This window comes from Micromonospora sp. S4605, from assembly GCF_003176715.1.
Lineage (GTDB): Bacteria > Actinomycetota > Actinomycetes > Mycobacteriales > Micromonosporaceae > Micromonospora > Micromonospora echinaurantiaca.
Map to the genome: position 1 here is coordinate 46,168 of NZ_QGSW01000186.1, position 24,023 is coordinate 70,190.

At 72.8% G+C, this 24,023-nt stretch carries 27 protein-coding genes and 1 tRNA gene; 16 read left to right on the plus strand and 12 right to left on the minus strand.

The window, feature by feature from the left end; genetic code table 11:
- Positions 1-36 precede the first annotated feature (36 nt).
- The 3 genes from DLJ47_RS15115 (at position 37) to DLJ47_RS15125 (ending at position 2,148) form a co-directional block, all read left to right on the plus strand.
- Positions 37-972, plus strand: a complete 936-nt coding sequence (locus DLJ47_RS15115) for a phosphotransferase (protein ID WP_199235859.1) — start codon at positions 37-39, stop codon at positions 970-972.
- Positions 973-1,070: 98 nt separating this feature from the next.
- Positions 1,071-1,286: a DNA-binding protein gene (locus DLJ47_RS15120; protein ID WP_109900652.1), complete on the plus strand. Its 216-nt coding sequence runs from the start codon at positions 1,071-1,073 to the stop codon at positions 1,284-1,286.
- A gap of 118 nt (positions 1,287-1,404) precedes the next feature.
- Positions 1,405-2,148 carry an SDR family NAD(P)-dependent oxidoreductase gene (locus DLJ47_RS15125; RefSeq protein ID WP_109900653.1) on the plus strand — a complete coding sequence of 248 codons (744 nt, stop codon included), beginning with the start codon at positions 1,405-1,407 and terminating at the stop codon, positions 2,146-2,148.
- 127 nt (positions 2,149-2,275) lie between these two features.
- Here the strand turns inward: DLJ47_RS15125 and DLJ47_RS15130 are convergent, their stop codons facing one another.
- The gene (locus DLJ47_RS15130; protein WP_109900654.1) at positions 2,276-3,073 is read right to left on the minus strand and encodes an alpha/beta fold hydrolase; all 798 of its coding nucleotides are present in this window, start codon (positions 3,071-3,073) and stop codon (positions 2,276-2,278) included.
- A gap of 51 nt (positions 3,074-3,124) precedes the next feature.
- Positions 3,125-3,982, minus strand: a complete 858-nt coding sequence (locus DLJ47_RS15135; RefSeq protein ID WP_109900655.1) for a dihydrodipicolinate synthase family protein — start codon at positions 3,980-3,982, stop codon at positions 3,125-3,127.
- A 70-nt stretch (positions 3,983-4,052) separates the two neighbouring features.
- Here DLJ47_RS15135 and DLJ47_RS15140 point away from each other — a divergent pair, with 70 nt between their 5' ends.
- Together DLJ47_RS15140 and DLJ47_RS15145 are read left to right on the plus strand one after the other, a co-directional pair.
- A complete protein-coding gene (locus DLJ47_RS15140) occupies positions 4,053-4,961 on the plus strand; it encodes a LysR family transcriptional regulator (protein ID WP_109900656.1) in 909 nt (302 codons plus the stop codon).
- A gap of 51 nt (positions 4,962-5,012) precedes the next feature.
- Positions 5,013-5,339 (plus strand): DMT family transporter, encoded by a 327-nt coding sequence (locus DLJ47_RS15145; RefSeq protein ID WP_109900682.1) that lies wholly within the window; start codon positions 5,013-5,015, stop codon positions 5,337-5,339.
- Positions 5,340-5,357: 18 nt separating this feature from the next.
- Here DLJ47_RS15145 and DLJ47_RS15150 read toward each other — a convergent pair whose 3' ends face one another.
- Both DLJ47_RS15150 and DLJ47_RS15155 read right to left on the minus strand, forming a co-directional pair.
- Entirely contained in the window at positions 5,358-5,921 is a 564-nt protein-coding gene (locus DLJ47_RS15150; RefSeq protein ID WP_109900657.1) for a hypothetical protein, read from the minus strand.
- Positions 5,922-5,956: 35 nt separating this feature from the next.
- A complete protein-coding gene (locus DLJ47_RS15155; protein WP_109900658.1) occupies positions 5,957-6,682 on the minus strand; it encodes a GNAT family N-acetyltransferase in 726 nt (241 codons plus the stop codon).
- 93 nt (positions 6,683-6,775) lie between these two features.
- Here DLJ47_RS15155 and DLJ47_RS15160 point away from each other — a divergent pair, with 93 nt between their 5' ends.
- A complete protein-coding gene (locus DLJ47_RS15160) occupies positions 6,776-7,306 on the plus strand; it encodes a GNAT family N-acetyltransferase (RefSeq protein ID WP_109900659.1) in 531 nt (176 codons plus the stop codon).
- A gap of 54 nt (positions 7,307-7,360) precedes the next feature.
- Here the strand turns inward: DLJ47_RS15160 and DLJ47_RS15165 are convergent, their stop codons facing one another.
- A complete protein-coding gene (locus DLJ47_RS15165) occupies positions 7,361-8,407 on the minus strand; it encodes an Imm1 family immunity protein (protein ID WP_146228097.1) in 1,047 nt (348 codons plus the stop codon).
- A 161-nt stretch (positions 8,408-8,568) separates the two neighbouring features.
- On the opposite strand from DLJ47_RS15165, the gene DLJ47_RS15170 reads away from it, so the two are divergent.
- The 3 genes from DLJ47_RS15170 (at position 8,569) to DLJ47_RS15180 (ending at position 11,234) form a co-directional block, all read left to right on the plus strand.
- On the plus strand, positions 8,569-9,453 hold the full coding sequence (locus tag DLJ47_RS15170) for a fructosamine kinase family protein (RefSeq protein ID WP_109900661.1): 885 nt from the start codon (positions 8,569-8,571) through the stop codon (positions 9,451-9,453).
- Positions 9,454-9,595: 142 nt separating this feature from the next.
- Positions 9,596-9,976 carry a YciI family protein gene (locus tag DLJ47_RS15175; RefSeq protein WP_109900662.1) on the plus strand — a complete coding sequence of 127 codons (381 nt, stop codon included), beginning with the start codon at positions 9,596-9,598 and terminating at the stop codon, positions 9,974-9,976.
- Positions 9,977-9,989: 13 nt separating this feature from the next.
- Entirely contained in the window at positions 9,990-11,234 is a 1,245-nt protein-coding gene (locus DLJ47_RS15180; RefSeq protein WP_109900663.1) for an RNA polymerase sigma factor, read from the plus strand.
- 837 nt (positions 11,235-12,071) lie between these two features.
- Here the strand turns inward: DLJ47_RS15180 and DLJ47_RS15185 are convergent.
- Positions 12,072-13,397 (minus strand): GNAT family N-acetyltransferase, encoded by a 1,326-nt coding sequence (locus DLJ47_RS15185; RefSeq protein ID WP_109900664.1) that lies wholly within the window; start codon positions 13,395-13,397, stop codon positions 12,072-12,074.
- Positions 13,398-13,544: 147 nt separating this feature from the next.
- Here DLJ47_RS15185 and DLJ47_RS15190 point away from each other — a divergent pair, with 147 nt between their 5' ends.
- The 5 genes from DLJ47_RS15190 (at position 13,545) to DLJ47_RS15210 (ending at position 16,807) form a co-directional block, all read left to right on the plus strand.
- On the plus strand, positions 13,545-13,982 hold the full coding sequence (locus DLJ47_RS15190) for a MarR family winged helix-turn-helix transcriptional regulator (protein WP_109900665.1): 438 nt from the start codon (positions 13,545-13,547) through the stop codon (positions 13,980-13,982).
- Positions 13,983-14,088: 106 nt separating this feature from the next.
- Entirely contained in the window at positions 14,089-14,499 is a 411-nt protein-coding gene (locus tag DLJ47_RS15195; RefSeq protein ID WP_109900666.1) for an aspartate carbamoyltransferase, read from the plus strand.
- A gap of 476 nt (positions 14,500-14,975) precedes the next feature.
- Positions 14,976-15,275, plus strand: coding sequence for a hypothetical protein (locus DLJ47_RS15200; RefSeq protein WP_109900667.1), 300 nt, complete (start codon positions 14,976-14,978; stop codon positions 15,273-15,275).
- Positions 15,276-15,367: 92 nt separating this feature from the next.
- A complete protein-coding gene (locus tag DLJ47_RS15205) occupies positions 15,368-15,916 on the plus strand; it encodes a YciI family protein (RefSeq protein WP_109900668.1) in 549 nt (182 codons plus the stop codon).
- A gap of 189 nt (positions 15,917-16,105) precedes the next feature.
- On the plus strand, positions 16,106-16,807 hold the full coding sequence (locus DLJ47_RS15210) for an SHOCT domain-containing protein (protein WP_109900669.1): 702 nt from the start codon (positions 16,106-16,108) through the stop codon (positions 16,805-16,807).
- A gap of 11 nt (positions 16,808-16,818) precedes the next feature.
- On the opposite strand, the gene DLJ47_RS15215 is transcribed toward DLJ47_RS15210, so the two are convergent.
- Positions 16,819-17,493, minus strand: coding sequence for an SUKH-4 family immunity protein (locus DLJ47_RS15215; RefSeq protein WP_109900670.1), 675 nt, complete (start codon positions 17,491-17,493; stop codon positions 16,819-16,821).
- Between the two features lie 286 nt (positions 17,494-17,779).
- Between DLJ47_RS15215 and DLJ47_RS15220 the strand changes: the two genes are divergently transcribed.
- Positions 17,780-18,958, plus strand: coding sequence for a low temperature requirement protein A (locus tag DLJ47_RS15220; protein WP_109900671.1), 1,179 nt, complete (start codon positions 17,780-17,782; stop codon positions 18,956-18,958).
- 77 nt (positions 18,959-19,035) lie between these two features.
- On the opposite strand, the gene DLJ47_RS15225 is transcribed toward DLJ47_RS15220, so the two are convergent.
- From DLJ47_RS15225 to DLJ47_RS15245, 5 genes are all read right to left on the minus strand, one after another.
- Positions 19,036-19,110 (minus strand) — tRNA-Val (locus DLJ47_RS15225).
- A gap of 78 nt (positions 19,111-19,188) precedes the next feature.
- On the minus strand, positions 19,189-19,656 hold the full coding sequence (locus DLJ47_RS15230) for a peroxiredoxin (protein WP_088992572.1): 468 nt from the start codon (positions 19,654-19,656) through the stop codon (positions 19,189-19,191).
- 117 nt (positions 19,657-19,773) lie between these two features.
- Positions 19,774-20,211, minus strand: coding sequence for a DUF3052 domain-containing protein (locus DLJ47_RS15235; protein WP_088992571.1), 438 nt, complete (start codon positions 20,209-20,211; stop codon positions 19,774-19,776).
- Between the two features lie 110 nt (positions 20,212-20,321).
- A complete protein-coding gene (locus tag DLJ47_RS15240) occupies positions 20,322-22,799 on the minus strand; it encodes a transketolase C-terminal domain-containing protein (protein WP_109900672.1) in 2,478 nt (825 codons plus the stop codon).
- A gap of 51 nt (positions 22,800-22,850) precedes the next feature.
- On the minus strand, positions 22,851-23,333 hold the full coding sequence (locus DLJ47_RS15245) for a MarR family winged helix-turn-helix transcriptional regulator (RefSeq protein ID WP_109900673.1): 483 nt from the start codon (positions 23,331-23,333) through the stop codon (positions 22,851-22,853).
- 93 nt (positions 23,334-23,426) lie between these two features.
- Between DLJ47_RS15245 and DLJ47_RS15250 the strand changes: the two genes are divergently transcribed.
- Positions 23,427-24,014 (plus strand): NADPH-dependent FMN reductase, encoded by a 588-nt coding sequence (locus DLJ47_RS15250; RefSeq protein ID WP_109900674.1) that lies wholly within the window; start codon positions 23,427-23,429, stop codon positions 24,012-24,014.
- Positions 24,015-24,023: the final 9 nt, after the last annotated feature.

Here is a 24,023-nt window from a genome sequence, read left to right on the forward strand (position 1 = left end):
TTGCCCGCCGGTTCCGGCGTCGAGCACGGTGGACCGGTGGAGAGCCTGACGAAGGGCCGGATCGGTTGGGCCGACCTGCCCGACCACGTGCGCGCCGAGGTCGAGCGGATCCTCGGCGGCCGGGTGGTGCAGGCGGTGTCGCAGCCGGGCGGCTTCTCCCCCGGCACCGCCGACCGGGTCCGCACCGCCGCCGGCCGGCGCGCGTTCGTCAAGGCGGTGAGCCCCGCGCAGAACGACGTCAGTCCCCGGCTGCACCGCACCGAGGCCCGCAACACCGCGGCGCTGCCCGGGCACGCCCCGACGCCACGGCTGCTCGGCCACTACGACGACGGCCACTGGGTGGCGCTGGTGCTCACCGACGTGGACGGTCGGCATCCGGTCACCCCGTGGCGGGCCGACGAACTGACCGTCGTGCTCGCCGCCCTGGAGACGATGGCCACCGCGCTCACCCCGAACCCGGTGCCGCACGCGCCGACCGCCGCCGAGCACCTGGCGTACGACTTCACCGGCTGGCACCGGATCGCCGCCGATCCGCCGCCGGGTCTGGACCCGTGGGCCGCCGCGCGCCTGCCCGGCCTCTGCGCCGCCGCCGAGCGGGGCCTCGCCGCGCTGGACGGCGACACGCTCTGCCACGCCGACCTGCGCGCCGACAACCTGCTGCTCGACGCGGCCGGCCGGGTGACCGTGGTGGACTGGCCGTGGGCCTGCCGCGGGCCGGCCTGGCTGGACACCGCGCTGCTGCTGGTCAACGTCCGCCTGCACGGCGGGCACGACACCGAGGCGCTGTTGCGCCGGCTGCCGCTCACCGCCGACGTCGACCCGGCCGCGCTGACCGGCGTGTACGCCGGCCTCGCCGGCTTCTTCGCCGACGCCGCCCGGCGACCGCCGCCGCCCGGCATCCCCACCGTCCGGGCGTTCCAGCAGGCCCAGGCCGACGCCCTGCTGCCCTGGCTGGCCCAGCGGCTGCGCTGAACCGTGTCGGTGGTCGGCGTTACCGTCCCCCCACCGGGGCCGGCCGCGCGGACACCGTCGGCGGCGGGGCAGATGGCACACGGCGAGGAGCCGACACGATGAACGACGACGACATTCCGCCTGCGGCCGGCGCACCGGCCCGCGGCGCGTTGGCCGCGGCGGGCTGGACCCGCCTCTCCCAACTGACAGCGGTGACCGAGCGGGAGTTGCTGGCCCTGCACGGCGTGGGCCCCAAGGCGGTCCGGGTGCTGCGCGCGGCGCTGCGCGAGCGCGGCCTCGGCCTGGCCGGCGATCCACCCGGCACCGACCGCTGACCCGCCCGGGCGTCGACCACGCGGCCGGTTTCGACCCGCGGTTATCGGACATCAGGTCCGCGACGAGGCGTCCGATCACCGCCAGACCGGCGGCGGTCCCGACTCCCATGATCGAGTCATGACGAACCCGTTGAACGCAAAGGTCGCCCTGGTCACCGGCGGCGCCCGGGGCATCGGCGCCGCCATCGCGCTGCGCCTCGCCCAGGACGGCGCCGACGTGGCGATCACCTACCAGCACAGTGCCGACCGGGCGGCGGTGGTGGCGAAGCAGGTCGAGGCGCTCGGTCGGCGCGCGCTCGCCGTCCAGGCCGACAGCGCCGACCCGGCGGCGGTGCGCGCCGCGGTCGACCGTACGGCGGCCGAGCTGGGCCGGCTGGACATCCTGGTCAACAACGCCGGGGTGTTCCTGGTCGGTCCGGTGGCCGAGTTGGGCCCCGACGAGTTGGAGCGGACCATCGCGGTGAACGTCCGCGCGCCGTACGTCGCCGCGCAGGCGGCCGTACGGCACCTGGGCGCCGGCGGCCGGATCATCAACATCGGCAGCAACGTCGGCGAACGGGCGGTCTTCCCCGGGCTGTCGCTGTACTCGATGAGCAAGACCGCGCTGATCGGCCTGACCCGGGGCCTGGCCCGGGAACTCGGGCCGCACGGCGTCACTGTCAACCTGGTCAATCCCGGGCCGACCGACACCGACGCCAACCCGGCCGACGGGCCGAACGCGGCGGCGATCGCCGGCTTCACCGCGCTCGGCCGGTTCGCCGAGCCGGCCGAGATCGCCGCCACAGTGGCGCACCTGGCCAGCGCCGACGGCGGATACGTGACCGGCGCGGTGGTCAACGTGGACGGCGGTTTCACCGGCTGACCGCCGCGCCGGGTACGCCCGGCGACAACCGGGCGCGGCGGTGCCGTTCGGCCGCCGCGCCCGGCCGCGACCGCCCGCCGACGGCGGACCTGCTGTTCGGCGGCGGGGCGACGCTCGGAGCCGCCGGTCAGCCGGGCGCGCCGGCCGGGTGGGTGAGGAACGGCAGCACCGCGGCCGGCAGTGCCGGTGAGCGGACGATGTCGTAGTGGGTCAGCCCCGGCAGCACCGCCAGCCGGGCGGCCGGCCGACCGGCGCCGTCCCAGCCGGCGTCCCGGTGGCCGCCGCCGAGCAGCCCGAAGAACTCCGCCATGTGCGTGACCGGGATCGAGTCGGCGTCGGCGAAGACCAGCAGCGTCGGTACGGTCAGCGCGGCCACCTCCGCCGACCAGTCGTACTCGCGCCGCAGCAGGGCGCCGGACTTGGCCCAGAGCGCCGGCCAGTCCGCCGGCCGCGGCGCGAGCCGCACGTAGAGCTGGTGCGGCGGGGTGCCGCGCATCCGCTCGCCGACCCGCTCGTCCTGCTCCGCCATCGCGGCCAGCACCTCGGGATACCAGCCCTGCCGGCGGCACGGCGCGGAGACCACCACCAGCCGGCGGACCAGCGCCGGATGCTGGATCGCGGTACGCAGGGCCACCCCGCCACCGAGCGAGTAGCCCATCAGGTCGGCCTCGGCCAGGCCGAGGTGACCGATCAACGCGGCGATGTCCTCGGCCATCGACTCGTAGCGCAGCGGGCGGTCGACGTCGGCGGTGTGCCCGTGGCCCTGCAGGTCGACCCCGATCACCCGGCGGCGTCGAGCCAGCGCCGGCAGGATCCCGGCGAACGTCTCCGCCGCGCCGTAGCCGCCGTGCAGCAGCACCAGCGGTCGCCCGGTGCCGTGCGACTCGTACCAGAGCCGCAGCCCGTTGACCTCCGCGTAGCTCACGTCGCCTCCCGCCGTCGTCGTCCCGAGCCCACACCAGGGCAACGACGACGACTACCCGTCGAGGTGCGCCAGCGCCGCCCGGACCGTCGCCGGGCCGGCGGGCAGCAGCGGCAGCCGTACCGCCGGGGTCGGGATGCGGCCGTGCGCGTGCAGGACGGCCTTGACCACCGCGGGGTTGGGTTCGGCGAACAACGCCCGCGACAGCGCCGCGAGGCGGTGGCCGAGGGGCCGGGCCCGGGCCACGTCGCCGGCCCGCCACGCGTCGATCAGCGCGGCGAACTCGGCGGTGGCGAGGTGCGCCGAGGCCAGGATGCCGCCGTGCGCGCCGAGGGCGAGCAGCGGTGCGACCACCGCGTCGTCGCCGCCGAGCACCGCGACGTCGGCTGGCAGGTCGGCGAGGAACGCGGTGGTGTCGGCGTCGATCCCGGTCGCGTACTTGACGCCCGCGACGCCGGGCAGCCGGACCAGCCGGCGCAGCGCGTCCACCGACAACGGCTGCCCGGTCCGGTACGGGACGTGGTAGGCGACCAGCGGCACCGGGCTCACCCGGGCCAGCTCGGCGAAGTGGGCGAGCACGCCCGCCTCTCCGGGGCGGACGAACGGCGGCACCAGGCAGAGCGCGGCGGTCACCTCGGGCCGGCCGGCCAGCGCGCGCAGCGCCTCGACGCTGCTCGCGCCGACCAGCAGTGGCGCCGCGCGTTCCCGGCACACCCCGGCGACCACGTCGACCACCTCCCGGCGCTCCCGCTCGGTCAGCGCGGTGGATTCCCCGGTGGTGCCGAGGGCGACCACCCCGGTGGCGCCGGCGTCCAGCACCTGGTGGGCGAGCGCGGCGAGCGCGGCGGGGGCCACCGCCCCGGCGTCGTCGAACGGGGTGATCAGCGGAACGTACAGGCCGGTCAGTGTCATGCCTCCAGCCTGGGCCGGAGGATCGTGCAGCACCAGTTCAGATTCCTGAACGGAAACGTAAGCTGAGCTGATGCTCGACGTTCGCCGTCTCCGCCTGCTGCGCGACCTGGCCCGGCTCGGCACCATCGCGGCCGTCGCCGAGGCCCACGCGTACACGCCCTCCGCGGTCAGCCAGCAACTGGCGGCGCTGCAACGCCAGGCCGGCGTACCGCTGCTGGAACGGGCCGGCCGACGGGTCGCGCTCACCGCGACCGGGCAGGCGCTGGTCCGGCACACCGAGGCGGTCCTCGCCGCGTTGGAGGCGGCCGACGCCACCCTGGCCGCCGCGCGGGCGGGCCTGTCCGGCACCGTACGCATCGGCGCCTTCCCCAGCGCCGTGCGCACCCTGCTGCCGGCGGCGCTGGTGACGCTGACCCGCGACCACCCGGCGCTCGACCTGATGGTGACCGAACTGGACCCGGTCGCCGTGCCCGCCGCGCTGCGCGACCGGCGCCTCGACGTGGCGCTGCTGCACGACTACGACATCGCCCCGGTCGAGCCGGATCCGGCGCTCGAGTCCACCCCGCTGCTCGACGAGACGGTCTACCTGGCGGTGCCGGCGGTGCCAGCCGCGACCGCGGACGGCGACCCGGTGCGGGCCGCGCGGTCGGCGGACTGGATCGTCGGCAGCCCCGGCACGCTGTGCCACACCGTGGCCCTGCACGCCTGCCAGCTCGCCGGCTTCCGCCCCACCGTGCGGCACCACGCCGACGACTTCACCGCCGTGCTCGCCCTGGTCGCCGCCGGCCAGGGCGTCGGCCTGGTGCCCGAGCTCGCGGTCGGGCAACCGGTACCCCGGGTCCGTTTGATGCCGCTGGACGTCCGGCGGCGCACCCGGGTGGCGTACCGCCGGGGCGCCGGCGACCATCCGGCGGTGGCCGCCTGCGTACGCGCGCTGCGGGCCGCCACCGACCTGCTGACGGATCGCCCGGCACAATGACCGGCGGAACGGGACCAGCCCGGATCGCCTGACCGCCCCCGAGGAGTGCCCGTGCCGTACGTCTTCCTGCTCGCCGCCATCGCGGCCGAGGTCTTCGCCACCAGCACGCTCAAGGCGACCGACGGGTTCAGCCGGCTCTGGCCGACGGTCGCCTGCCTGGCCGGCTACCTGGTCTCCTTCGCGGCGCTGTCGCAGGCGGTGAAGGACATCCCGGTCGGCGTCGCGTACGCGCTGTGGTCGGCGCTGGGCACCGCGGCGATCGTCGCGATCGGCGCGGCGTTCCTGGGCGAACCGATCACGGTGGTCAAGGTGGTCGGGGTCGGCCTCATCGTCGCCGGCGTGGTGACCCTGAACGCGGGCGGGGCGACGTCGCACTGACCGGGCGGGCCCGTCCGGCTATGTCAGGTCTACGAGCTGCGGCGGGACCTCGCAGATCAGCCCCACCGAGTTCATCCGCTGGGTGAGCGGCTCACCGTCGGCGGTCGGCACCACGAAGTGCGGTCGGCCGCCGGCGGCCAGGTCGGCGGCGTACCGTTCGCGGGCCTCGACGAGGGTCTCCCAGTCGGCCAGCCACAGGTTGGTCGGCCGGTCGTCCGCGAGCAGGTCGCGGTCCAGGCCGCGCACCTGCGCCACCATGGCCGTCACCGCGGCGTTCTGCTCGCGGATCGCGCGCACCCGCGCGTCGACCGGGGCGCCGGGCGGCGCGGCCTGCGCCGCCACGGCGGCGCGCATCGTGGCGCAGGCGCTCTCCGCCACCTCGCTGACCGGCGGGTTGTCGATCAGCTCGGGCCGGTCGTGGTTCGCGTACGTCCAGAGACCGGCGCAGAACACGACGACGCCGCCGACCGCGACCACGAGGATCAGGACGGCACCGACGACCCACCGCCCCGCCGTGCCCCGCCCGGACGGCGCCGACCCGGCGGCGGCCTCGGGCGGCGGAAAGACGGGAGGGAGGCTCACGCCTGAATGGTGTCGCTCCCTGTCAACGGCAGGCGTCAGGCATTCGGGTCGACCCTGATGCTCACCTGGTTGCCGAGTTCGCGGAACCCGAGCCGGTGAGCGAGCCGGCGGGAGGGCTCGGGACGTGCCCGCCACTGCGGCAGCAGGTGGTCGCGGAGGGCGTCCGCGACCGCCGCGGAGGCCGCCGCGGCGGCGAGCCCTCGGCCCCGCGACCGGGCGCCGGCCAGCACGGCGAGGTGGGCGACGGAGCCCGGCCACCGGCGGTATCCGGCCGCCGCGACCACCCGGGAATCCTCCCGTACGACGAATACCGCTGAGGTGACGTCCCCCAGGCCGCTCTCCGCGGCGTCGTCCGCGGGGACCTCCGCGAGCAACCCGGCAACGTCCGGGTGCCCCGGCGGCAGCGGCGCCACGTCGACCGCCGCCGTCGTCGGCCGGAACTCGGGTTCGTCCAGGTAGGCCAGGGTGGCGGGACCGAGCACGTCCCGGATTCCGGGCACGCCGTGCCACCGCTGCGCCGCGACGGCGGCCCGGGCGGACCGGCCGGCGAGCGGGTCGCGCAGGAACCGCGCGGTGGCGGCGTCCGGCGCGGTGGCGAGGCCGGCGTCTCCCAGCACCACGACGCCCGCCCACCCCGGTGGGCACAGCCGCGAGTCGGCGGCCACCACCACCCGCACGCCGTCGGCGGGGAAGCTGGTCGGCACACCGGTCAGGTGCACCCAGAGATCCTGCGCGCGGCGCAGCGGGGTGGAACTCGCCATCGACGCATCCTCCCCGGGCAGGCGCCTCGCCGGCCACCGACTTCGTGCGCCCGAGTGCAGGTGGTCCGACCGGCGCCGACTAGATTGCCTGCCGTGCGCACCATCACCAGCGACCGCCTCCTGCTGCGCCCCTGGCGCGACGACGACGCCGATTTCCTGCTGGATCTGGAGTCGCGCTGGGAGGTCGTCCGCTTCCTGGGCGCGCACCCCGCCACCATGAGCAGCCGCGAGGACGCCCTCGCCTCGATCGGTCGGCGGCGCGCCGTCGACCACCCGATCCACGGGATCTGGGCCGTCACCACCGCCGCGGACGGCCGGCTGGTGGGGAACCTGCTGCTCAAGCCGATCCCCGGGTCGGCGGGCGAGCCCGTCGGCGGGCCGAGCGAGGTCGAGATCGGCTGGCACCTGCACCCGGACGCCTGGGGGCACGGCTACGCCACCGAGGCGGCGGCGGCCGCCCTCGACGATGCGTTCGCCCGAGGGCTGACCCGGGTGGTCGCCGTCACGGATCCGGCGAACCACGCCTCCCAGGCCGTCTGCCGGCGGCTCGGCATGACCCACCTCGGCCGTACGACGCGGTACTACGACGCCCCGCACGAACTCTTCGAGAAGCTGCCCGGCTGACCGGCCGGTAGCGCGGACCCGGCGGCTGGTCCCCTTGGCCGGGAATGGGCAAGCCTAGGGCTTGTCCACCCACTGGACGGTGACGGGGCGGCGGCCGGTGCGGAGGAACTCGTGCCCCGCCCGGCGGGCCTGCTCCTCGCTGAGGTCGAAGGGTTCCGCGTCCTCGGCGGTGAACCACGGGTCGTCGTAGGCGTACTCGGCGTCGCCGGCCGTCTGGCCGGGCGGGGCGCCCGCCGGCACCGGTCCCCAGCTGAGCATGATCTCGTCCTCGCTCTCCCAGACCAGCCCGGAGCTGTCCCCGTGCAGGGTGATGTGCAGACTCCGGACACCGTCCTCGCTGACCAGCGACACGCCGCTGGGCGGGACGCGGTCGAGGATGGCGTCGAGGTCGGCCGGGCCGGCGACCGTGCTTTGAGTGCCGTCGATCCAGGCCTGCAACGGCCCGGTCGTCGGCTCGCCGGCGGTCGGGTTGCGCAGCCATTCCGGCAGCACGGTGAGCTGGTTGCCGGCGAGGTCCAACCGGGTGAGGGTGGTCAGGGCACCGAGCGACTCCGGCAGCGCGGTGAGCCGGTTGCCGGTCAGGAAGAGCTGGGTGAGAGCGGTCAGCTCGCCCATCGACTCGGGTAGCCCGGTGAGCTGGTTCTCGGTCAGGTCCAGCCGGGAGAGGGCGGTCAGCTCACCCCACCACTCCGGCAGCTCCGCAAGCTGGTTGCCGGCAAGGTCCAGCCAGGTGAGAGCGGTCAGGTGACGGATCGGCTCCGGCACCGTTCGTAGCTGGTTGCCGGACAGGCCCAGCCAGGTGAGGGCGGTCAGGTTGCCGAGCGACTCCGGCAGCGCGGTGAGCTGGTTGCCGCCCAGACCCAGCCGGGTGAGGGCGGTCAGGCCACCCAGCCAGTCCGGCAGTTCGGTGAGGTGGTTGCCGACCAGCCGCAGCTCGGTGAGGGCGGTCAGGCCGGCCAACGACTCCGGCAGGGCCGCCAACGACAGGTGACTCAGGTCCAACGACGAGGCACCGCTCTCGCGGGCGGCCTCGATCCGGTCCTCGCTGCTGCGCCGTGCCGCCTCGACGTGGTTTCGGGAGCTGTCCATTGCGTCGGTCACCGGCCGATGTTCATGAATGCGAGCGCTGATGTCAAAACTCTGGTCCCCCGCTTCCACCCGACCGGTCGGCCAGGTTGCCGAGCCCTCGCTGCTCGGGCAGTGGTCTGCCGTCGTGCGCATAAGATCTTGCGAACAAGCAGCCGGACAGGGAGCGGCCCGTCATGATGCGCTCGGCAACGTACCTGCAGGAGTGCCTGCTCCGGGCCGGGATGGTCGATGTCGTCGCGGTGGAGCCGGCGACGGGTGGGGTCGCGGCGCTCGCCGGCATCGCCACCCGCCGGGACGCGCCGCCGGTGTTCGTCAAGGCCTTCGCCGACGCGCCGGCCGACGATGTCTTCGTCGCGGAGGCCGAAGGGCTGGCCGCCCTGCGCGAGCTCGGTGGCGTGGCGACCCCCGAGGTGATCCTGGCGGACCGGAAACTGCTGGTGTTGTCGGTGCTGCGGCCGAGGCCGCGCAGCGAGACCTTCTGGGAGCAGTTCGCGCATGCTCTCGCCCACCTGCACACGAGCACGATCCACCCTCGCTTCGGATGGCACCGCGACAACTGGCTGGGCCGCCGCCGGCAGATCAACACGTGGGACGACGACGGCTTCGCGTTCTTCGCAGAGCACCGGCTGCTCCGGTGGCTCGGGCAGCCCCGCGTCGAGGCGGCACTCGACCGCGAGGACCGGGCGGCGCTGGAGCGGCTGTGTCACCGGCTACCGGACCTGCTGCCGGAGCGGCCGGCATGCCTGACGCACGGCGACCTGTGGGCACAGAACGTCCTGGCCACCCCGGACGGCCAGCCCGCGCTGATCGACCCGGCGGTGTCCTACATGTGGGCCGAGGTCGACCTCGCCCATGTGTGGTCCACCGCGCCCCCGCCCGAGGCGCACCGGTTCTTCGCGATCTACGCGGAGCTGACCTCCCTCGACAGCGACTGGCCGATCCGCATGCCGATCATCCAACTGCGACAACACCTCGCCGTGCTGGCCCAGTTCGACGACGACTGGGGCGCGGCCGACCAGATCCGCGCCACCCTCGCCCCGTTCCGGTCCCGAACCTGACCAGAGCCGCCTTGAACGAAGTCACCGGGATGGTGTCGTATCAAGGCGCAGCCGTTCGTGGAACTGGTGTGCGGCGACCGGCCAGGCCGCCGGACACGAGCAGTCGGGAGAGGCCCCGTCCGGGGACCGAGAAAGGACGACCATGGCGGAGTACTTGATCACCTTCAACGACGAGTGGGTGCCCGAGCACACAGCCGAGGAGGTGCGCGCCAAAGCCGAGGCCGCCCACGTGGTGATCGAGGAGATGCAGGCCGAAGGGGTCCTGATCTTCAGCAACGGTGGGCTGGACCGATCCACCGCGGTGTGCAGTGTCGAGCCGGTCGACGGCAAGCCCGTCTTCACCGACGGCCCGTACGTCGAGACCAAGGAGCACCTCGGTGGCTTCGCCGTCGTCGAGGTGCCGGACGACGCGGCGGCGCGGTACTGGGCCGGCCGGCTCGCGACAGTGCTCGACTGGCCGCAGGAGGTGCACCGGTTCCGCGGTCCCGGGAAGGCCCGGCGTAACGGCTCCGCGGTGAAGTGAGCCGGCTGGAGCCGTGACCGGTCCCACCGTCGAGCAGGCGATCACCCGTGTCCACCGCGAGGAGTGGGCGCGGCTGGTCGCCGGCCTCGCGCGCCGTTTCGGCGACCTCGACGTCGCCGAGGAAGCGACGGCCGACGCGTTCGTAGCGGCTGCGGAGCGGTGGCCGCGCGAGGGCGTACCGCCCAATCCCGGCGGTTGGCTCGCCACCACCGCGACCCGCAGGGCGATCGATCGGCTCCGTCGCGAGTCGCAGCGCGACGCCAAGCACCGGGCGGCCCGGATCGTGTACGACGACACCCCTCCCGAGCCGACCGGTCCGGTCGAGGACGACCGGCTCAGACTGCTCTTCACCTGCTGCCACCCCGCGCTCGCGATGGAGGCCCGGGTGGCGCTCACCCTGCGCCTGCTCGGCGGCCTCACCGTCGCCGAGATCGCCCGCGCCTTTCTGGTGCAGGAGACCACGATGGCGCGACGGATCACCCGCGCCAAGGCGAAGATCAAAGCGGCCCGCATCCCCTACCGGGTGCCCTCGACCGGCGACATCCGCGAACGGCTCGCCGGCGTGCTCGCGGTCGTCTACCTCGTCTTCAACGAGGGCTATCTCGCCAGCGAGGGAAGCGCCCCGGTGCGCGTCGACCTCACCGACGAGGCGATCCGCCTCGGCCGGCTGCTCCGAACTCTCCTGCCGGACAGCGGCGAGGTGGCCGGTCTGCTCGCCCTGATGCTCCTCACCGACGCCCGGCGACCGGCGCGCGTGTCCCGCACCGGGGAGCTGGTGACCCTCGACGAGCAGGACCGCGGCGCATGGGACCGCGCCCTGATCGCCGAGGGCAACGCCTTGATTCGCAAGCGGATCGAGGCGGTGGCGACCGGCGGTGACCCACCCGGGCGCTACCAGCTGCAGGCAGCGATCAACTCGGTCCACACGAATGCCCCGTCCGCCCGGGACACCGACTGGTCCACGATCGTCGCCCTCTACGGACGCCTGGTACTGCTCGACCCCTCGCCGATCGTGCGGCTCAACCGGGCGGTCGCGGTCGCCGAGGTCGACGGCCCCGGGGTCGGGCTCGCCGAGGTCGACCGGCTCGCCGAGGTCCTCGACGGCTACCACGCCTTCCACGCCGCGCGCGCTGACCTGCTGCGGCGACTCGGGCGCAGCGGCGAGTCGCGAGCGGCGTACGACCGGGCCATCGGTCTCGCCGGCAACCCCGCGGAGCGGGCCTACCTCACCCGTCGCCGCGACCAGCTCGCCGGCTGACCGACGCGGGCAGCCAGCCCGTTCCCACACCCGTGCGCGGCACGACCGGACCGTGACCGGTTTGTCGCGTACGGCCGGGACCGCCACCCGGTCCGGGTCGACGATGGAGTCGAGACGATCACCTTCGGCGCCAGTACCGGGCCGGCCCTGAGCTTCGTCCGCGCCCGGTCACGAGCGACCGCGCGCGGAGCGCCGGGTGATGCCGTCCGGGGTAAGGCCACCTTGCCTCTCGCCCGGGCTCAGGTCCACGGCGGCGACTCACCGCAGGACAGCCGAGACGTGCCGGTGAGTTCTGCGGTTGAGCCGAAGGCCGATCCTGACGCGGCGAGCGACCTCCCCGCGGCTGACGCCCAGCCGACCTGGTAATGAGCCGGTCGGGACGGAGGGACTCGACCTCGTCGAAGCTGACCGAAACCTGGACGGGCCGACGGCTTTGCGGAGGCGGCGGGCCGAGCAGCTCCCAGCACGGATCCCACGCCAGGGCGAACCGGTTGCGCCGGGTGATCAGCGGGTCGAGAAAGACGCGGGCGACGGAGGCAGCGGAGTTGCCGCAGTGGCCCCGCGGCACGATATGAGGACGCGTAGACATGATCTCTCTTAAGACGTGACGGAAGGCATGGGAAAGATGCCGACGGCGACGTCGGCGACCGATGCGCTGGCAGGTGTCAGGTCTAGAGAGCAGGCGGCGTCACGCGGGGTGAAGTCCTCTCGTGCTTGGATCGGCGGAGAAGTCCAGCTACAAGGTTGGGCCGGACGGGTTGGCGAGGCCACCCATTTTCGTCCCGGCGCCGATTGCGCAAGGGCGGGATCGGCACACCCGCTCGCGGTTCTCGCCGGTCAGTTGCGGGGCCAGACCTGGACCGACACTCGGGGGAACGCCGTGGTCAGGACGTGTTCGGTGAGATGGTCGCGCAGGATGCAGTCTGGCCAGGTGTCCAGCACCTCGGGCAGCGTGCGGTGGCCGAGGGCCAGCTGGAGCAGAGCGCCCGGTGGGATCGCCGCGTTGGTGTGCGGGTCGGTCGTCGGGCTGACGCTGCCGGGTATGGCGGTCACCGCGATCAGTTCACCGTCAGCGAATTCCAGTCTGGCGGCGCGGCCGTACGAGTCGATGGTCAGGGTCTTCTCGGGCCATCGGAGATCGGCTACCTGCCAGCGTTTCCGTAGCAGCGGTTGCAGCCGGGCGAGCAGGTCGGCCGGGTCGGTGGCGCGCACGTACCAGCCTCGGGGCCGCTTCGGCACGCCGGGCGGGCCCAGGCGAGCCAGCGGGTGGTCCGGGTTCAGCAGGAAACGGACCGCGGTGAACGGCAGCTCCGCCGATGCCGAACATCGCCGGCCGACGCGGCCCAGGTGTGCGTACATGGCAGTGGCGGCCCGCGGCCACTCGGCCGGTCGAGCACAGGCCGCCGCGACCACGGTCAGCTCTCCGGTGCTGGCGAGCCGGGGGGTGTGGACAAGGTATCCCCGCACGTCACCGTCGTTCACCAGAACGGCGACGGTGCGCCGCGCGATGTCCCGCGGGCGACGGCCGGCGATCTCGTACCGCCACACCTCAGCGTCCCGCGGGCACACCAGGGCTTGCCCGTCGGCCAGCCGCCGGTCGATGGCGGCGAGGTCGTCCGCGTCGGCGACCGTGGCCGGGCGCACCGTCAGGCCGCCGGAGGAGTCGTCCTCCCCGATCGCCGGCAGCGCTGCGGCGGGCACCGTCGCAGCACCGTCGTTGGCCAGGGCGTAGTCGTAACCGAGCCGCCGGTAGAAGTACGGGATCCCCTCGATCATCTGGACCGGCACACCCTCGGCCGCGTACCGCTGATGCAGCGCGGCGAAGAGCCGTTCGGTGAGCCGGTTCCCGCGGTGCTCCGGCGCCGTGCCGACCAGCTCGATCTGGGCTACCGGCAGCCGGACCCCGCTCAGTGCCCAGTCCTGCCGCAGCCCGACGAGGCTGGCCACTGGACGGCCGGTGGCCGAGTCCTCGGCCACCAGGAAGTCGTCGGGTACGACCGAGGGGTGAGCATCCAGCAGGTCTTCGACCCAGGCAGCGATTCCCGGGTGTGGTTGCCCGCGGGTCACCGCCTGGAGCTGGACCGACGCGTGCAGGCGCGCGAGCTCGACGACGTCGCAGGCTCGACCCGCCCGGACCACGTAACGGCCGTTCTCCCTCGTCATACCTTCGTCTCCAAGCGGCAGCACCTGACCGGCCAATGAGGACTTGAATGCGGGTCCACATCGCCCGCTGGCCCATGCCGGCGTCGGTCAGCCACGCTAAACCACAGATGGTTGCATTGTCGAACCACATGGTTGTACTGTCGAACCATGGAGGGCGGCGAGGTGGATGCGGCACAGGAAGCGCTGATGCGGTTCGTCCGTAACTTCGGCCTCCATCAGCCCGACCGCACCCCCTGCGGGCAGCCACTGCCGGTCTCCGAGGCGCACGCCATGGTGGAGATCGCCCGGGACGGGCAACTCCGTCAGGTGGAGCTGGCTCGCCGGCTGCGGCTGGAGAAAAGCACCGTCAGCCGCCTGGTCGCCAACCTCGTCAATCGCGGCTGGGTTCACCGCGGGCCCGCCGACGGCGACGGCCGTGGTGTCCTCCTCGTGCTCACCGACGCCGGCGCCACCGCAGCCGCACGACAGGCCGACGCCCGCCGCGACCGGCTCACCGCCCTACTCGATCGCATCCCCGACCACGAGCGCGCCGCCGTGGTACGCGCACTACAAGCCCTTGCGGAGGCCACTGTTGACCCGTCCTGACCGCTCAGCGGCCCGTCGAGCCCTACTCCTGGTGGCCGCCGCTGCCACCGTGCTGAGCAGCGGTTGCGCCGACGGCGCACCGCCGTCAACGCCGACGCCCACAACGGTGAGCTCCAGCCGACAGGCCGAGATCGCCCAGAAGGGCGCCTCCGTCATGCCCTTCGACCTGGAACGCACGACCCACCGGTTCACCAAGACCGACACCGGCGGCGTGCAAACCGTCGTCGCCGACGATCCGCAGGACGCCGCGCAGATCACCCTCATCCGGCAGCACCTGACCGAGGAGGCGGAACGCTTCCGGCGCGGCGACTTCACCGACCCCGGCCGCATCCACGGCAACGAGATGCCCGGCCTCGACGCGCTACGCGCACACGGCGGACGAATCACCATCGACTACACGACCACCCCGGACGGGGCCCGCCTCACCTACACGACCGGCGACACCGAGCTTCGCGGCGCCCTGCACCACTGGTTCGACGCCCAGGTCAGCGACCACGGCCAACACGCCACCTCGTAAGCGCCGATCCGTTGCGACCTGGGTCAGGGGGTCCTCGGACATCCTCCACATGCCCAGGGCTGGCTGGACGGCAGGTCGATGCCGCGACGACGGACGAATCCGCTGTGGCGGTGACGATCGCATCGAGCCAGCGAGCGACCATCTGAACAGGCTCGGACACGGAGCCAAGCCGATCCGCGTACTGTCTGCCAGGTGACCTGGCGCTCACCGAGACCGGCCGTCATAGCGGCAGCGCTCGGTGCTGCCTTCGTCCTCTCTGCCGCTGTCGCGCTCACCGCGCCGATCCTGGTCCAGAGCAGTCATAGCGGCAGCACTGCGACAGAACCGACCGCCCCCGAGCCATCACCTGTTTCCAACCCCCGCAACCGACCGGAGCGATGCCCGATCCATGCTGGGACCTCGCCGTCGCGGCCGGCCGGAGCACGCCCAGCCAAGCGTCGCGGGACGCCGCCCGACTCGCAGCCGGTGAACTTCGAATGGAGCTGTCGGCCGTGATGGATCGACAGCCGCCGGTCTGCGTGACGACTGCGGCCGGCGATCCCGGGCCATGTAGGCGCGACAACCTCGGCGCCGGCGAGCTGCGGGACGCGCTGAACCGGGTGGGCCTGATCGACCATGTCGTACGGCCCGCGCGGCCCGGCGACATCACCGAGGGCAAGGGGCTCGTGTTCGCCGCGCGGGTTGAAGGTGCCTGCGTGCTCGGCTACGTGCTTCCCTCGGGCGAGGCGGCCGGCGTAGCTGGGACGCTGCCCGATGGCACGTGCCTGTCCCGCTGAGCAGTCCTCGACGCCGATGGTGCCTCTGGCCCCTGTCGTACTCCGGTTGACGCGTTGCAGGTCGGCTTCACCTGATGCGTGACACTGGGGCCATGGAGTTCTTCTGCTACCACCGCGATCGGCCCGGTTCCTTGGCACTGCGTAGCAACCTGCTGGAAGAGCACTGGTCCTACATGGACCGGTACGCGTCGCGGATGATCGCCCGCGGCCCGACCCTTGCCAGCGGCGGCACCCCCACCGGCAGCCTGCACATCGTCGACCTGCCGGATCCCGCCGCCGCCCGCGCTTTTGCTCTCGACGAGCCCAATTACCAGGCCGGCGTGTATCGGGACGTCCTGCTGCGCCGGTGGCGGAACGTGCTGGGGCGGACCATGTGGGATTTTCCCGGTGGCCGTACCGGTGGTAACCGCTACCTGGTGCTCGGCCTCGGCTCGGGGGAGGCTGCCGATTTCGTCGTGCCGTCCAACCGGGATGAGCTGATCGCCTACGGGCCGCTGCTGTCCGACAACGGCACCACATGGCTGGGCACGGCGGTGCTGCTCAAGGCGCCCGACCCGGATGCCGCACGCGCCATCCTCAGCCCGGACCGGTACGCCGACATCGAGGTCCACAACTGGCAGTTCGGCGGGCGGCCCTCGTGAATGGGGAACCGGATCTGTCACCCGTCATCTGCTTCTTTCGATGAGAGTGTGGTCGAGGCGTTCGAGCGATCGCGCCCCATTGACGGCCGCTGCTAGCGTCACCGGCGATCTCTTGAGGAGGGAGTGCCGATGGTGGATCGGGCGGAGGAAGGTGGACGGCCGCGGTCGGTAACGATTGCAGCGGCTCTGATGACCGTCGTGGCCGTCGGGTATCTCGCGGACGCGGTGGCGGTCGCCGCTGGGGCAGCCGCATATCCGGACCGTGTGCGCGAGGCACTGAACGCCTCCGAGGTCGACCCACGTGCCTTCGACGCTCTCAAGCCAGTGGCCTCGGCGTTGCCCTACGTCGCGGCGTTGATCACCGCCGTGGCGGCACTGGTCCTACTGGGTCTCGCGGCCTCGGTGCGGGCGGGGCACTTCGCGGGCCGCATCATCGCCTGGATCGCGATCGGTCTGTCCCTGACGTGCGGCTTCTGTGGGCTGACCCAAGCTGGTACGCCCGCTTTCAGCGGCATCGCCTATGTGTCCGCCTTCAGCCGTGACGCCTCCGGAACTTACACGTTCTACCAGCGGTTGCCGGCCGCGTACCCGCCGGCCTATCGGTACCTCAGCGGTGGCTTTGCGCTCTTCGCGATGCTCGCCTTGATCGTCGTCGTCGTGCTGCTCGCGCGACCCTCAGCCAACCGCTTCTTCCGTCCGGTCATACAGCCGACACCGCCGCCAGCTACTCCCTACCTGGGCGGTTGGGCGCCAGCGCCGGTCGCTGGGGCAGCCCGTCCGACCGACGACCAGGTCTCTCAACTGTCGCTGCTGGTCCGGCAGCATCAACGCGGCGAGTTGACCGACGAGGAGTTCATCGCGGCTCGCCAGCAACTGCTCGGGGGCCCTTGATCGCTAATGGTTCAGAGGTCGTCAGCGATGGTCGTCACCCATAACGAGCTGAGGTTGGGGTCGCCCATCGTGGGGTCGAGCATCGTCATGCGGGCGAGGAAAGCCTCGCAGGATCTGTCCACCTCGGCGTGGTGCTGTTCGTGCTCTTCGAGGGGCGCGGTGTGGTGTGGCTCGGGGTGTGCTCGGAGCAGTTGAACAGCCGCGTGCCAGCGCCAGGCGACCTCCACGAACGACGCTACCGAGGCGTTGAAGTAGCAGACGGCCGGGTGGTAGAGGTTCGGATGGTAGGGGCGCAGCTGTGGGTGGAGGTCATCTGCGGTCATCGGCCGCGCTCGTATGCCCATGACTCGGCCAGTGCCGGCCACTGCCCCTACTCGAATCGCGAGGGTGGGATCGGAGTCGGCGCCATAAACGCCCAGCAGATAGAGCCTCTCGCCCGTCGAGATGAGTCGACGTTCTGGCTCACCGGCGACGTTGGGTATCAGCGCGGGGCGTGGGTCGACCTGCAGCGTCGGGCGTAGCAGTGGTCCGTCGGGCAGGCCCCAGGTCCGCAGCGCCGACCGGTCTGACCTCGAAAGGTCCCAGCGGTCGATGACCTCACCGGCGCGAACCTGAACCTCCGGCGCGATCGCTACGGGCAGCGGCGCGTCGAGGAGGGCAAGCATTTCGTCGTACAGGCCCGGCACTCTCACCTCCAGTGGCGAGAAGGGTAATGGCCAGCCTCAGTCTTGATCGTGCAAGCCTCAGGTGAGGGGCCGAGTGTCAACCATCATGCGAGACCAGGCAATTTCTGTGGGGTGATCCGATCCCGCAGCGACGGATGTGAGGAACTCGCCAGCCTCGACCATCGCCCGGCCGGGTAACGCAGGTCGCTCGACCCAGTCCACGGCAGCACGTCCACGGTCACAGCGCCGCTGCCGCATGTCAGAATGCCCCCAAACCTGGAGCAAAGCTGGCAGAACGGGCGAGCCGATGACGACGAGCAGGGCCGAGCTGGTGCGGAAAGCCGGGGATCCGCAGCGGGCTACGTTCCTGGAGCTCTTCTTCGACCTGGTGTTTGTCCTCGCGCTCGCTCAGCTCTCGCGCGCCCTGGCCGAGGATCTCGGGTGGAGCGGCGCCTTCCAGACGCTGGTGCTGTTGGGGGCCATGTGGTGGGTCTGGTCCAGCACCGCCTGGCTGACCGACCGGACGGACCCGCAACGACCGGTAATCCAGGCGCTGGTCATCGCGACCATGGCCGGCAGCCTGGTGATGGCGGCCGCGGTGCCCGAAGCATTCGGCGACACGGGCCTGATCTTCGCGGGCGCCTACGTCGCCGTCCAGCTCGTTCGCGGGCTCGTCCTCGTGGCCGCTCTGCGTGGCCACCAACTGCAGCGCCACGTCGTGCGCGGGCTGTTCTGGTACGGCCTGTCGGCGCTGCCGTGGATCGCGGGGGCGCTCGTGCACGGTACGGCGCGTGGCGCGTTGTGGGCGCTCGCGGTGGTCCTTGACCACACGGCAGGCAGGATCGGCTTTCCCACCCCGGGGGTGGGCCGTACGCCCAGCCAAGACCTTGTGATCTCGGGCGAACACCTGGCCGAGCGCTACCGGCAGTTCTTCATCATCGCGCTCGGCGAGCTGATCCTGGTTACCGGACTGGCGCTGAGCAGCAGCGGCTTCGCGCCGGACACGTTCGCCGCGTTCGCAGTGTCGATAGCGACCACCGTGCTGCTGTGGCGGATCTACATCTACCGCGCTGGGCAGGTCCTGGCGGAAGCGATTGCCGTGTCCGCCGACCCGGTCCGCCTCGCCCGATCGGCGTCAAACGCCCACCTGGCCATGGTGGTCGGCGTGGTCGCTGCAGCCGTCGGCGACGAACTTGTCATCGCCCACCCACTCGGGCACACCCCACCGGCCTGGATCGTCGTCATCCTCGGCGGACCCGCGCTGTACCTGGCCGGGCGCGCCCGCTTCGAGCACGCGGTATTCGGCCGCGTGTCCCGGTCCCGACCGATCGGCGTCCTTGCGCTGGCCGCCCTGACACCGGCGATGCTCCCCCTGCCGCCAGTCGTGGTCGCCGCCGCCGCTGCCCTCGTCCTGACCGGGATCGCCATATCCGACGCAGCCCGCGCCCGCAGACGCCCGCCCGAGCCGCCGTCACCACCCGGCTAGCCGTCCGGCTGCACGACCTGCGGCACACCGTCGTTTTCCTGCTGATGGAGCTGGCCGGCGGTTGTGCTGATGAGGTGTGGTGGGCGCGGCAGGTTTCGAACCTGCGACCCCTCGCTTGTAAGGCGAGTGCTCTCCCGCTGAGCTACGCGCCCGGAACGCCCGTACGGGGCCGGAGGTTGGCAAGCTTACCCTGCCCGCCACCGGCCCGGTCGCACGGCGTGCCCGACCGGTCAGGCCGCGGCGGCCTCGGCCAGCGCCTTGCGCCACGCCTGCTGGTCGCGCGCCTCGCCCGGGCCGTTGCGCTCAGCGAAGCGGACCAGGCCTGCCTTGTCGATCACGAACGTGCCCCGGTCGGCGAAGCCGGCGGTCTCGTTGAACACGCCGTACGCCTGGGCGACCGCGCCGTGCGGCCAGAAGTCGGCCAGCAGCGGGAACTGGTAGCCCTCCCGGTCGGCCCACACCTTGTGGCTGTAGACCGAGTCGACGCTGACGGTCAGCACCTGGACCTGGTCGTTGACGTAGTCGTCGAGGTTGTCCCGCACCTCGGCCAGTTCACCCTGGCAGGTGCCGGTGAAGGCGAGCGGGTAGAAGACCAGCAGCACGGTGCGCCGGCCGCGGAAGTCCGAGAGCCGGACCTCCTGGTTGTTCTGGTCCTTCAGCACGAAGTCCGGCGCCTCGGCGCCCACCTCGATCGGCATGCCAGCTCCTGGGGATCAAGTCGGGACGGCACCCAGCCTGTCACACCCGGCGGCTGCCGGGTCGGGCTGCCGGGTGGGGCCGGCGGCGGCAGCCGCTGCCGGACGGGCGGAGCCGGCCTACTTCCGGCTCTTGGCGCCGCGACGCAGGACGAGCCGCGCGCCGCTCCAGTCCCGGCCGGCGTTGACGGTCGAGGTCTGCTGGAGGCCGGCGGTGGGTGCGGACTCGGCGATCTCGCTCGGCTCGACGTGCCCCTCGCGCCCCGCCTTGGGCGTGAGCAGCCACACGACACCGTTGTCGGCCAGCGGGCCGAGGGCGTCGACGAGGAGCTCGAAGAGATCACCGTCGCCGTCGCGGTACCAGACCAGCACCGCGTCGACCACCTCGTCGGTGTCCTCGTCGACCAGCTCTCCACAGCGGTCGGTCAGGGCGTCCCGGAGATCCTGGTCGACGTCGTCGTCGTACCCCATCTCCATGACGACCATCCCCGGCTCGATCCCGAACCGGTCCGCCAGGCTGCGTACCCCGTCGGCGGCCTGACCAGCGGTCGCGCTCACTGTCGCGTGCCTCCTCATCTCATCCCTGCTAGCGACGTCGGCGACGCCGTCAGGCAAAGTCCACACAGTTGTGGCTCCCCGCGCAAGTGGCGCACCGGGTGGAACGGAATTTACCGTGCCAGGAGCGTACGGGCACCCTGGGTAATGGCTTCCTCGGAGACCAGAACCTGACGTGCCGCCGGACCTAATGGTACAAACGAGTCAACTCCGGCGACTCGCCGCGCGGCACCGACATATCCGGCATCGACCAGAGCGGCGATCACCCCCTCGCCGACGCCGCCCGACCGCCGGGTCTCGTCCACCACCAGCACCCGCCCGGTCGCGGCCGCCTCCCGGATGATGTCCGCCACCGGCAGCGGCGCCAGCCAGCGCAGGTCCACCACCCTGGTGCCGATCCCCTCGTCCGCGAGCGCCGCCGCCGCGCGCAGCGACATCCGTACGCCGTTACCAAAGGTGATGATCGTGACGTCCTCGGCCGAGCCGACGCCGTAGACCCGGGCCCGGCCGATCGGCACGTGCCCGCTCACCCAGGCGCCCGGCTCGGGATAGCCAGCCAGCCACTCCCCGTCGCCATCGGCGTACAGGTCGCGGGTGTGGTAGAGCGCGATCGGCTCCAGGAAGACGCAGACGCTGCCGTCCACCGCCGCGCTGGCCAGGCAGGTCCGCAGCATCGGCGCGGCGTCGTCCGGCCGCGCCGGCACCGCGATCACCAGCCCTGGCACGTCCCGGAGTACGGCCACCGAGTTGTCGTTGTGGAAGTGCCCGCCGAAGCCCTCCTGGTACGCCAGCCCGGCCACCCGTACCACCATCGGGTTGCGGAACGCCCCCTGCGAGAAGAACTGCATGGTCGCCGCCTCGCCACGCAACTGGTCCTCGGCGTTGTGCAGGTATGCCAGGTACTGGATCTCCGGCACCGGCAGCATCCCGGCCAGCCCGGCACCGAGCCCGAGCCCGAGCACCGAGGTCTCGTCGAGCAGCGTGTCGAAGACCCGGGCCGCCCCGAACCGGTCCCGCAGCCCCTTGGTCACCCCGTACACCCCGCCCTTGGCGGCCACGTCCTCGCCGAAGACGGCCATCTGCGGGTGGTCCAGCATTCCGTCGGCGAGCGCGGCGTTGATGCTCTGCGCCAGCGTCAGCGGGCCGGCCAGTTCGGGCGGCTTGCCGCCGAACGACTCCGCCCGGGCGGCCGCGCCGGGGCCGCTGGCCCGGGCCGCCGCGTCGGCCACCGCCCAGGCCACCCGCACCGGCCGGCGGGGCGCGAGCGGGGCGACCACCTCGGCCGGGGCGGTCAGCTTCGGCTCGTCGAGCACCTCCTCGGCGATCCGCCGCACCCGCCAGCCGATCTCGTCGTACCGGGCCAGCAGGTCCGCGCCGGTCGCCACGCCCGCCGAGACGAGCAGCCGCGCGGTGCCGACGACCGGGTCCCGCTCCAGGTCGGCGGCGATCTCCTCGGCCCCGCGGTACGCGGTCTCGACGTCCGCGCCGGCGTGCCCCATCAGCCGCACGGTGCTCAGGTGCAGCACCGCCGGCCGCCGGTGCCGGCGCACCCAGGCGGCCGCCTCCGCCGCCACCTCGTACGCCCGCAGCGGGTCGGTGCCGTCCGCGGCGAAGTACCGGATCCCCGGTCTGGCCTGCAACGCGGTGGCCACCCAGCCCTTCGGGGAGCGGACGCTGATGCCCAGCCCGTTGTCCTCGCAGACGAAGAGCACCGGGATGCGCAGGCCGGTGTGGTCGTACCAGCCGGCGGTGTTGAACGCGGCGGTGGCGCTGGCGTGGTTGACCGAGGCGTCGCCGAAGGAGCAGACCACGATGGCGTCCGGTGGCCAGGGCGCGTGCTCGGCGCCGCCGCCGCTGCCGATCCGCACCCCGGTGCCGGTGCGCCGCCCGGCCATGTCCAGCCGGCGCAGCCGTTCCACCGCCAGCCCCATCCCGACGGCGCGCGGCAGGTGCGAGGCGATGGTCGAGGTGGTCGGCACGACCGCCAGGTCGGCGCGGCCGAAGACCTTGTGCCGGCCACCGGCGATCGGCTCGCGCGCCGAGGCGACCATCCCGCGCAGCACGTCCCGCGCCGCTTCGGCGTACCCCCGGGCGAACGGCCGGTCCCCGGCGGGGCCGGCGGCGCCCTCGCCATGTCCGGCGCCGTCCGCGCGGTCGTCGGCGGCCGGGTGCTGGTCAGCGGTGGTGTCCGCCGCGTCGCGGGCCGGAGCGGTCGCGGCCACCGGGCCGGCGGAGTCGGGATCGGCGGTGGCCTGCGCGGCCCGGACACAGTAGAAGGCGCCGGAGCGGTAGTGCAGCAGCGCCGGGTCGGTGGCCCGTACCGCGGCGGCGACCGCGGCGTTGCCCTCGTGGCCGGCCGAGCCGATCGTGTAGTACCCCTCGCCGAAGCTGCGCAGCCAGCGCCCGGCGAGGTCGAGCTGCCGGCTGGTGACCTGCGCGTCGAACAGGTCGAGCGCCTGCGCGCCGGTCAGCGCCGCGCCGTCGGTGACCGGCTCGGCCGGGTCACGCCGCTGCTCGGGGGCGGCCAGCGCGGCCAGGGCCTCCCGGAGCCGGTCGTCGAGATCTTGCGGGGTGGTCACGTCGGACAGCATTACCGACGATGGGCCCGCTCGCCCAGTCGGACACGAACCGCCCCGGGCGGCTCAGTCGGTGCCGCAGGCCTCCGGGCAGCCACCATCGGAGACCTTCCAGACCAGGTCACGAAGGGTGGACAGCTCGTCGGTGGTGAGCCCGGCGAGCAGCCGGGAGTCGGACATCACCTCGTGCACCCGCTGCCGCATCCGGCGGCCGGCGTCGGTCACCACCAGGGTCTTCTGCCGCCGGTCGGCCGGGTCCACCTTGCGCTGCACCAGCCCGGCCTGTTCCAGCTTGTCGACCAGCGCGGTGACGTTGGAGCGGTCGCAGCGCAGCTGCTCGGCGAGGTCGCGGGCGGGCAGCGGACGGTCCGGGTCGAGCTCGTGCAGGGCTCGGGCGACCGCTGGGGTCAGCCCCAGCGCGGCGATCTCGACGTCCTGGTAGTGCCGCAGGGCGGAGGCGACGTGCATGATCCGCCGCACCGCGTCTCCGGCCAGCCCGGAGCGCCGGTCCACGTCGGGCCCGGTGGGGGAAACGGTGCTCTGCGCCATGCCTCACATCCTACTTGCGCACCGATAGTTGAACAGCTCTACTATCGAGCAGCTCACGTAAATCGCGGGAGCAATGTCAGGAGGAACACCCCCATGTCCGATCTCTCGGTCCTCGCCATCTCCGGCAGCCTGCGCGACGCCTCGTTCAACACCGCGCTGATCCGGGCCGCGCAGCGGCTCGCGCCAACCGGGCTGACCATCGAGCCGTACCGGAACCTGGCCGCCGTCCCGCCGTTCAGCGAGGACCGGGAGGCGCAGCCGCCGGCCACCGTGGTCGACCTGCGGGAGCGGATCGCCGCGGCGGACGCCCTGCTCATCGCCACTCCGGAGTACAACTACGGGGTGCCCGGGGTGCTGAAGAACGCGCTCGACTGGGCGTCCCGGCCGACCTTCCCGGTAACCGCCTGGGTTTCCCCGCTGGCCCACAAGCCGGTCGCGATCATGGGCGCCGCGCCGACCGGGATGGGCACCGTACGGGCCCAACTCCAGCTGCGGCAGCTCTTCCTGTGGACCGATTCGGCCGTGGTCAGCAAGCCGGAGGTGATCGTCACCAACGCCCACGAGAGGCTCGCCGCGGACGGGACGGTCAAGGACCCGACCACCGAGACCCTGCTGCGTGGCCTGCTCGACGCACTGGTCACCCGGATCCGGATCACGCAACTGGCCGCCACCGCCGCCTGACGCGTCGAC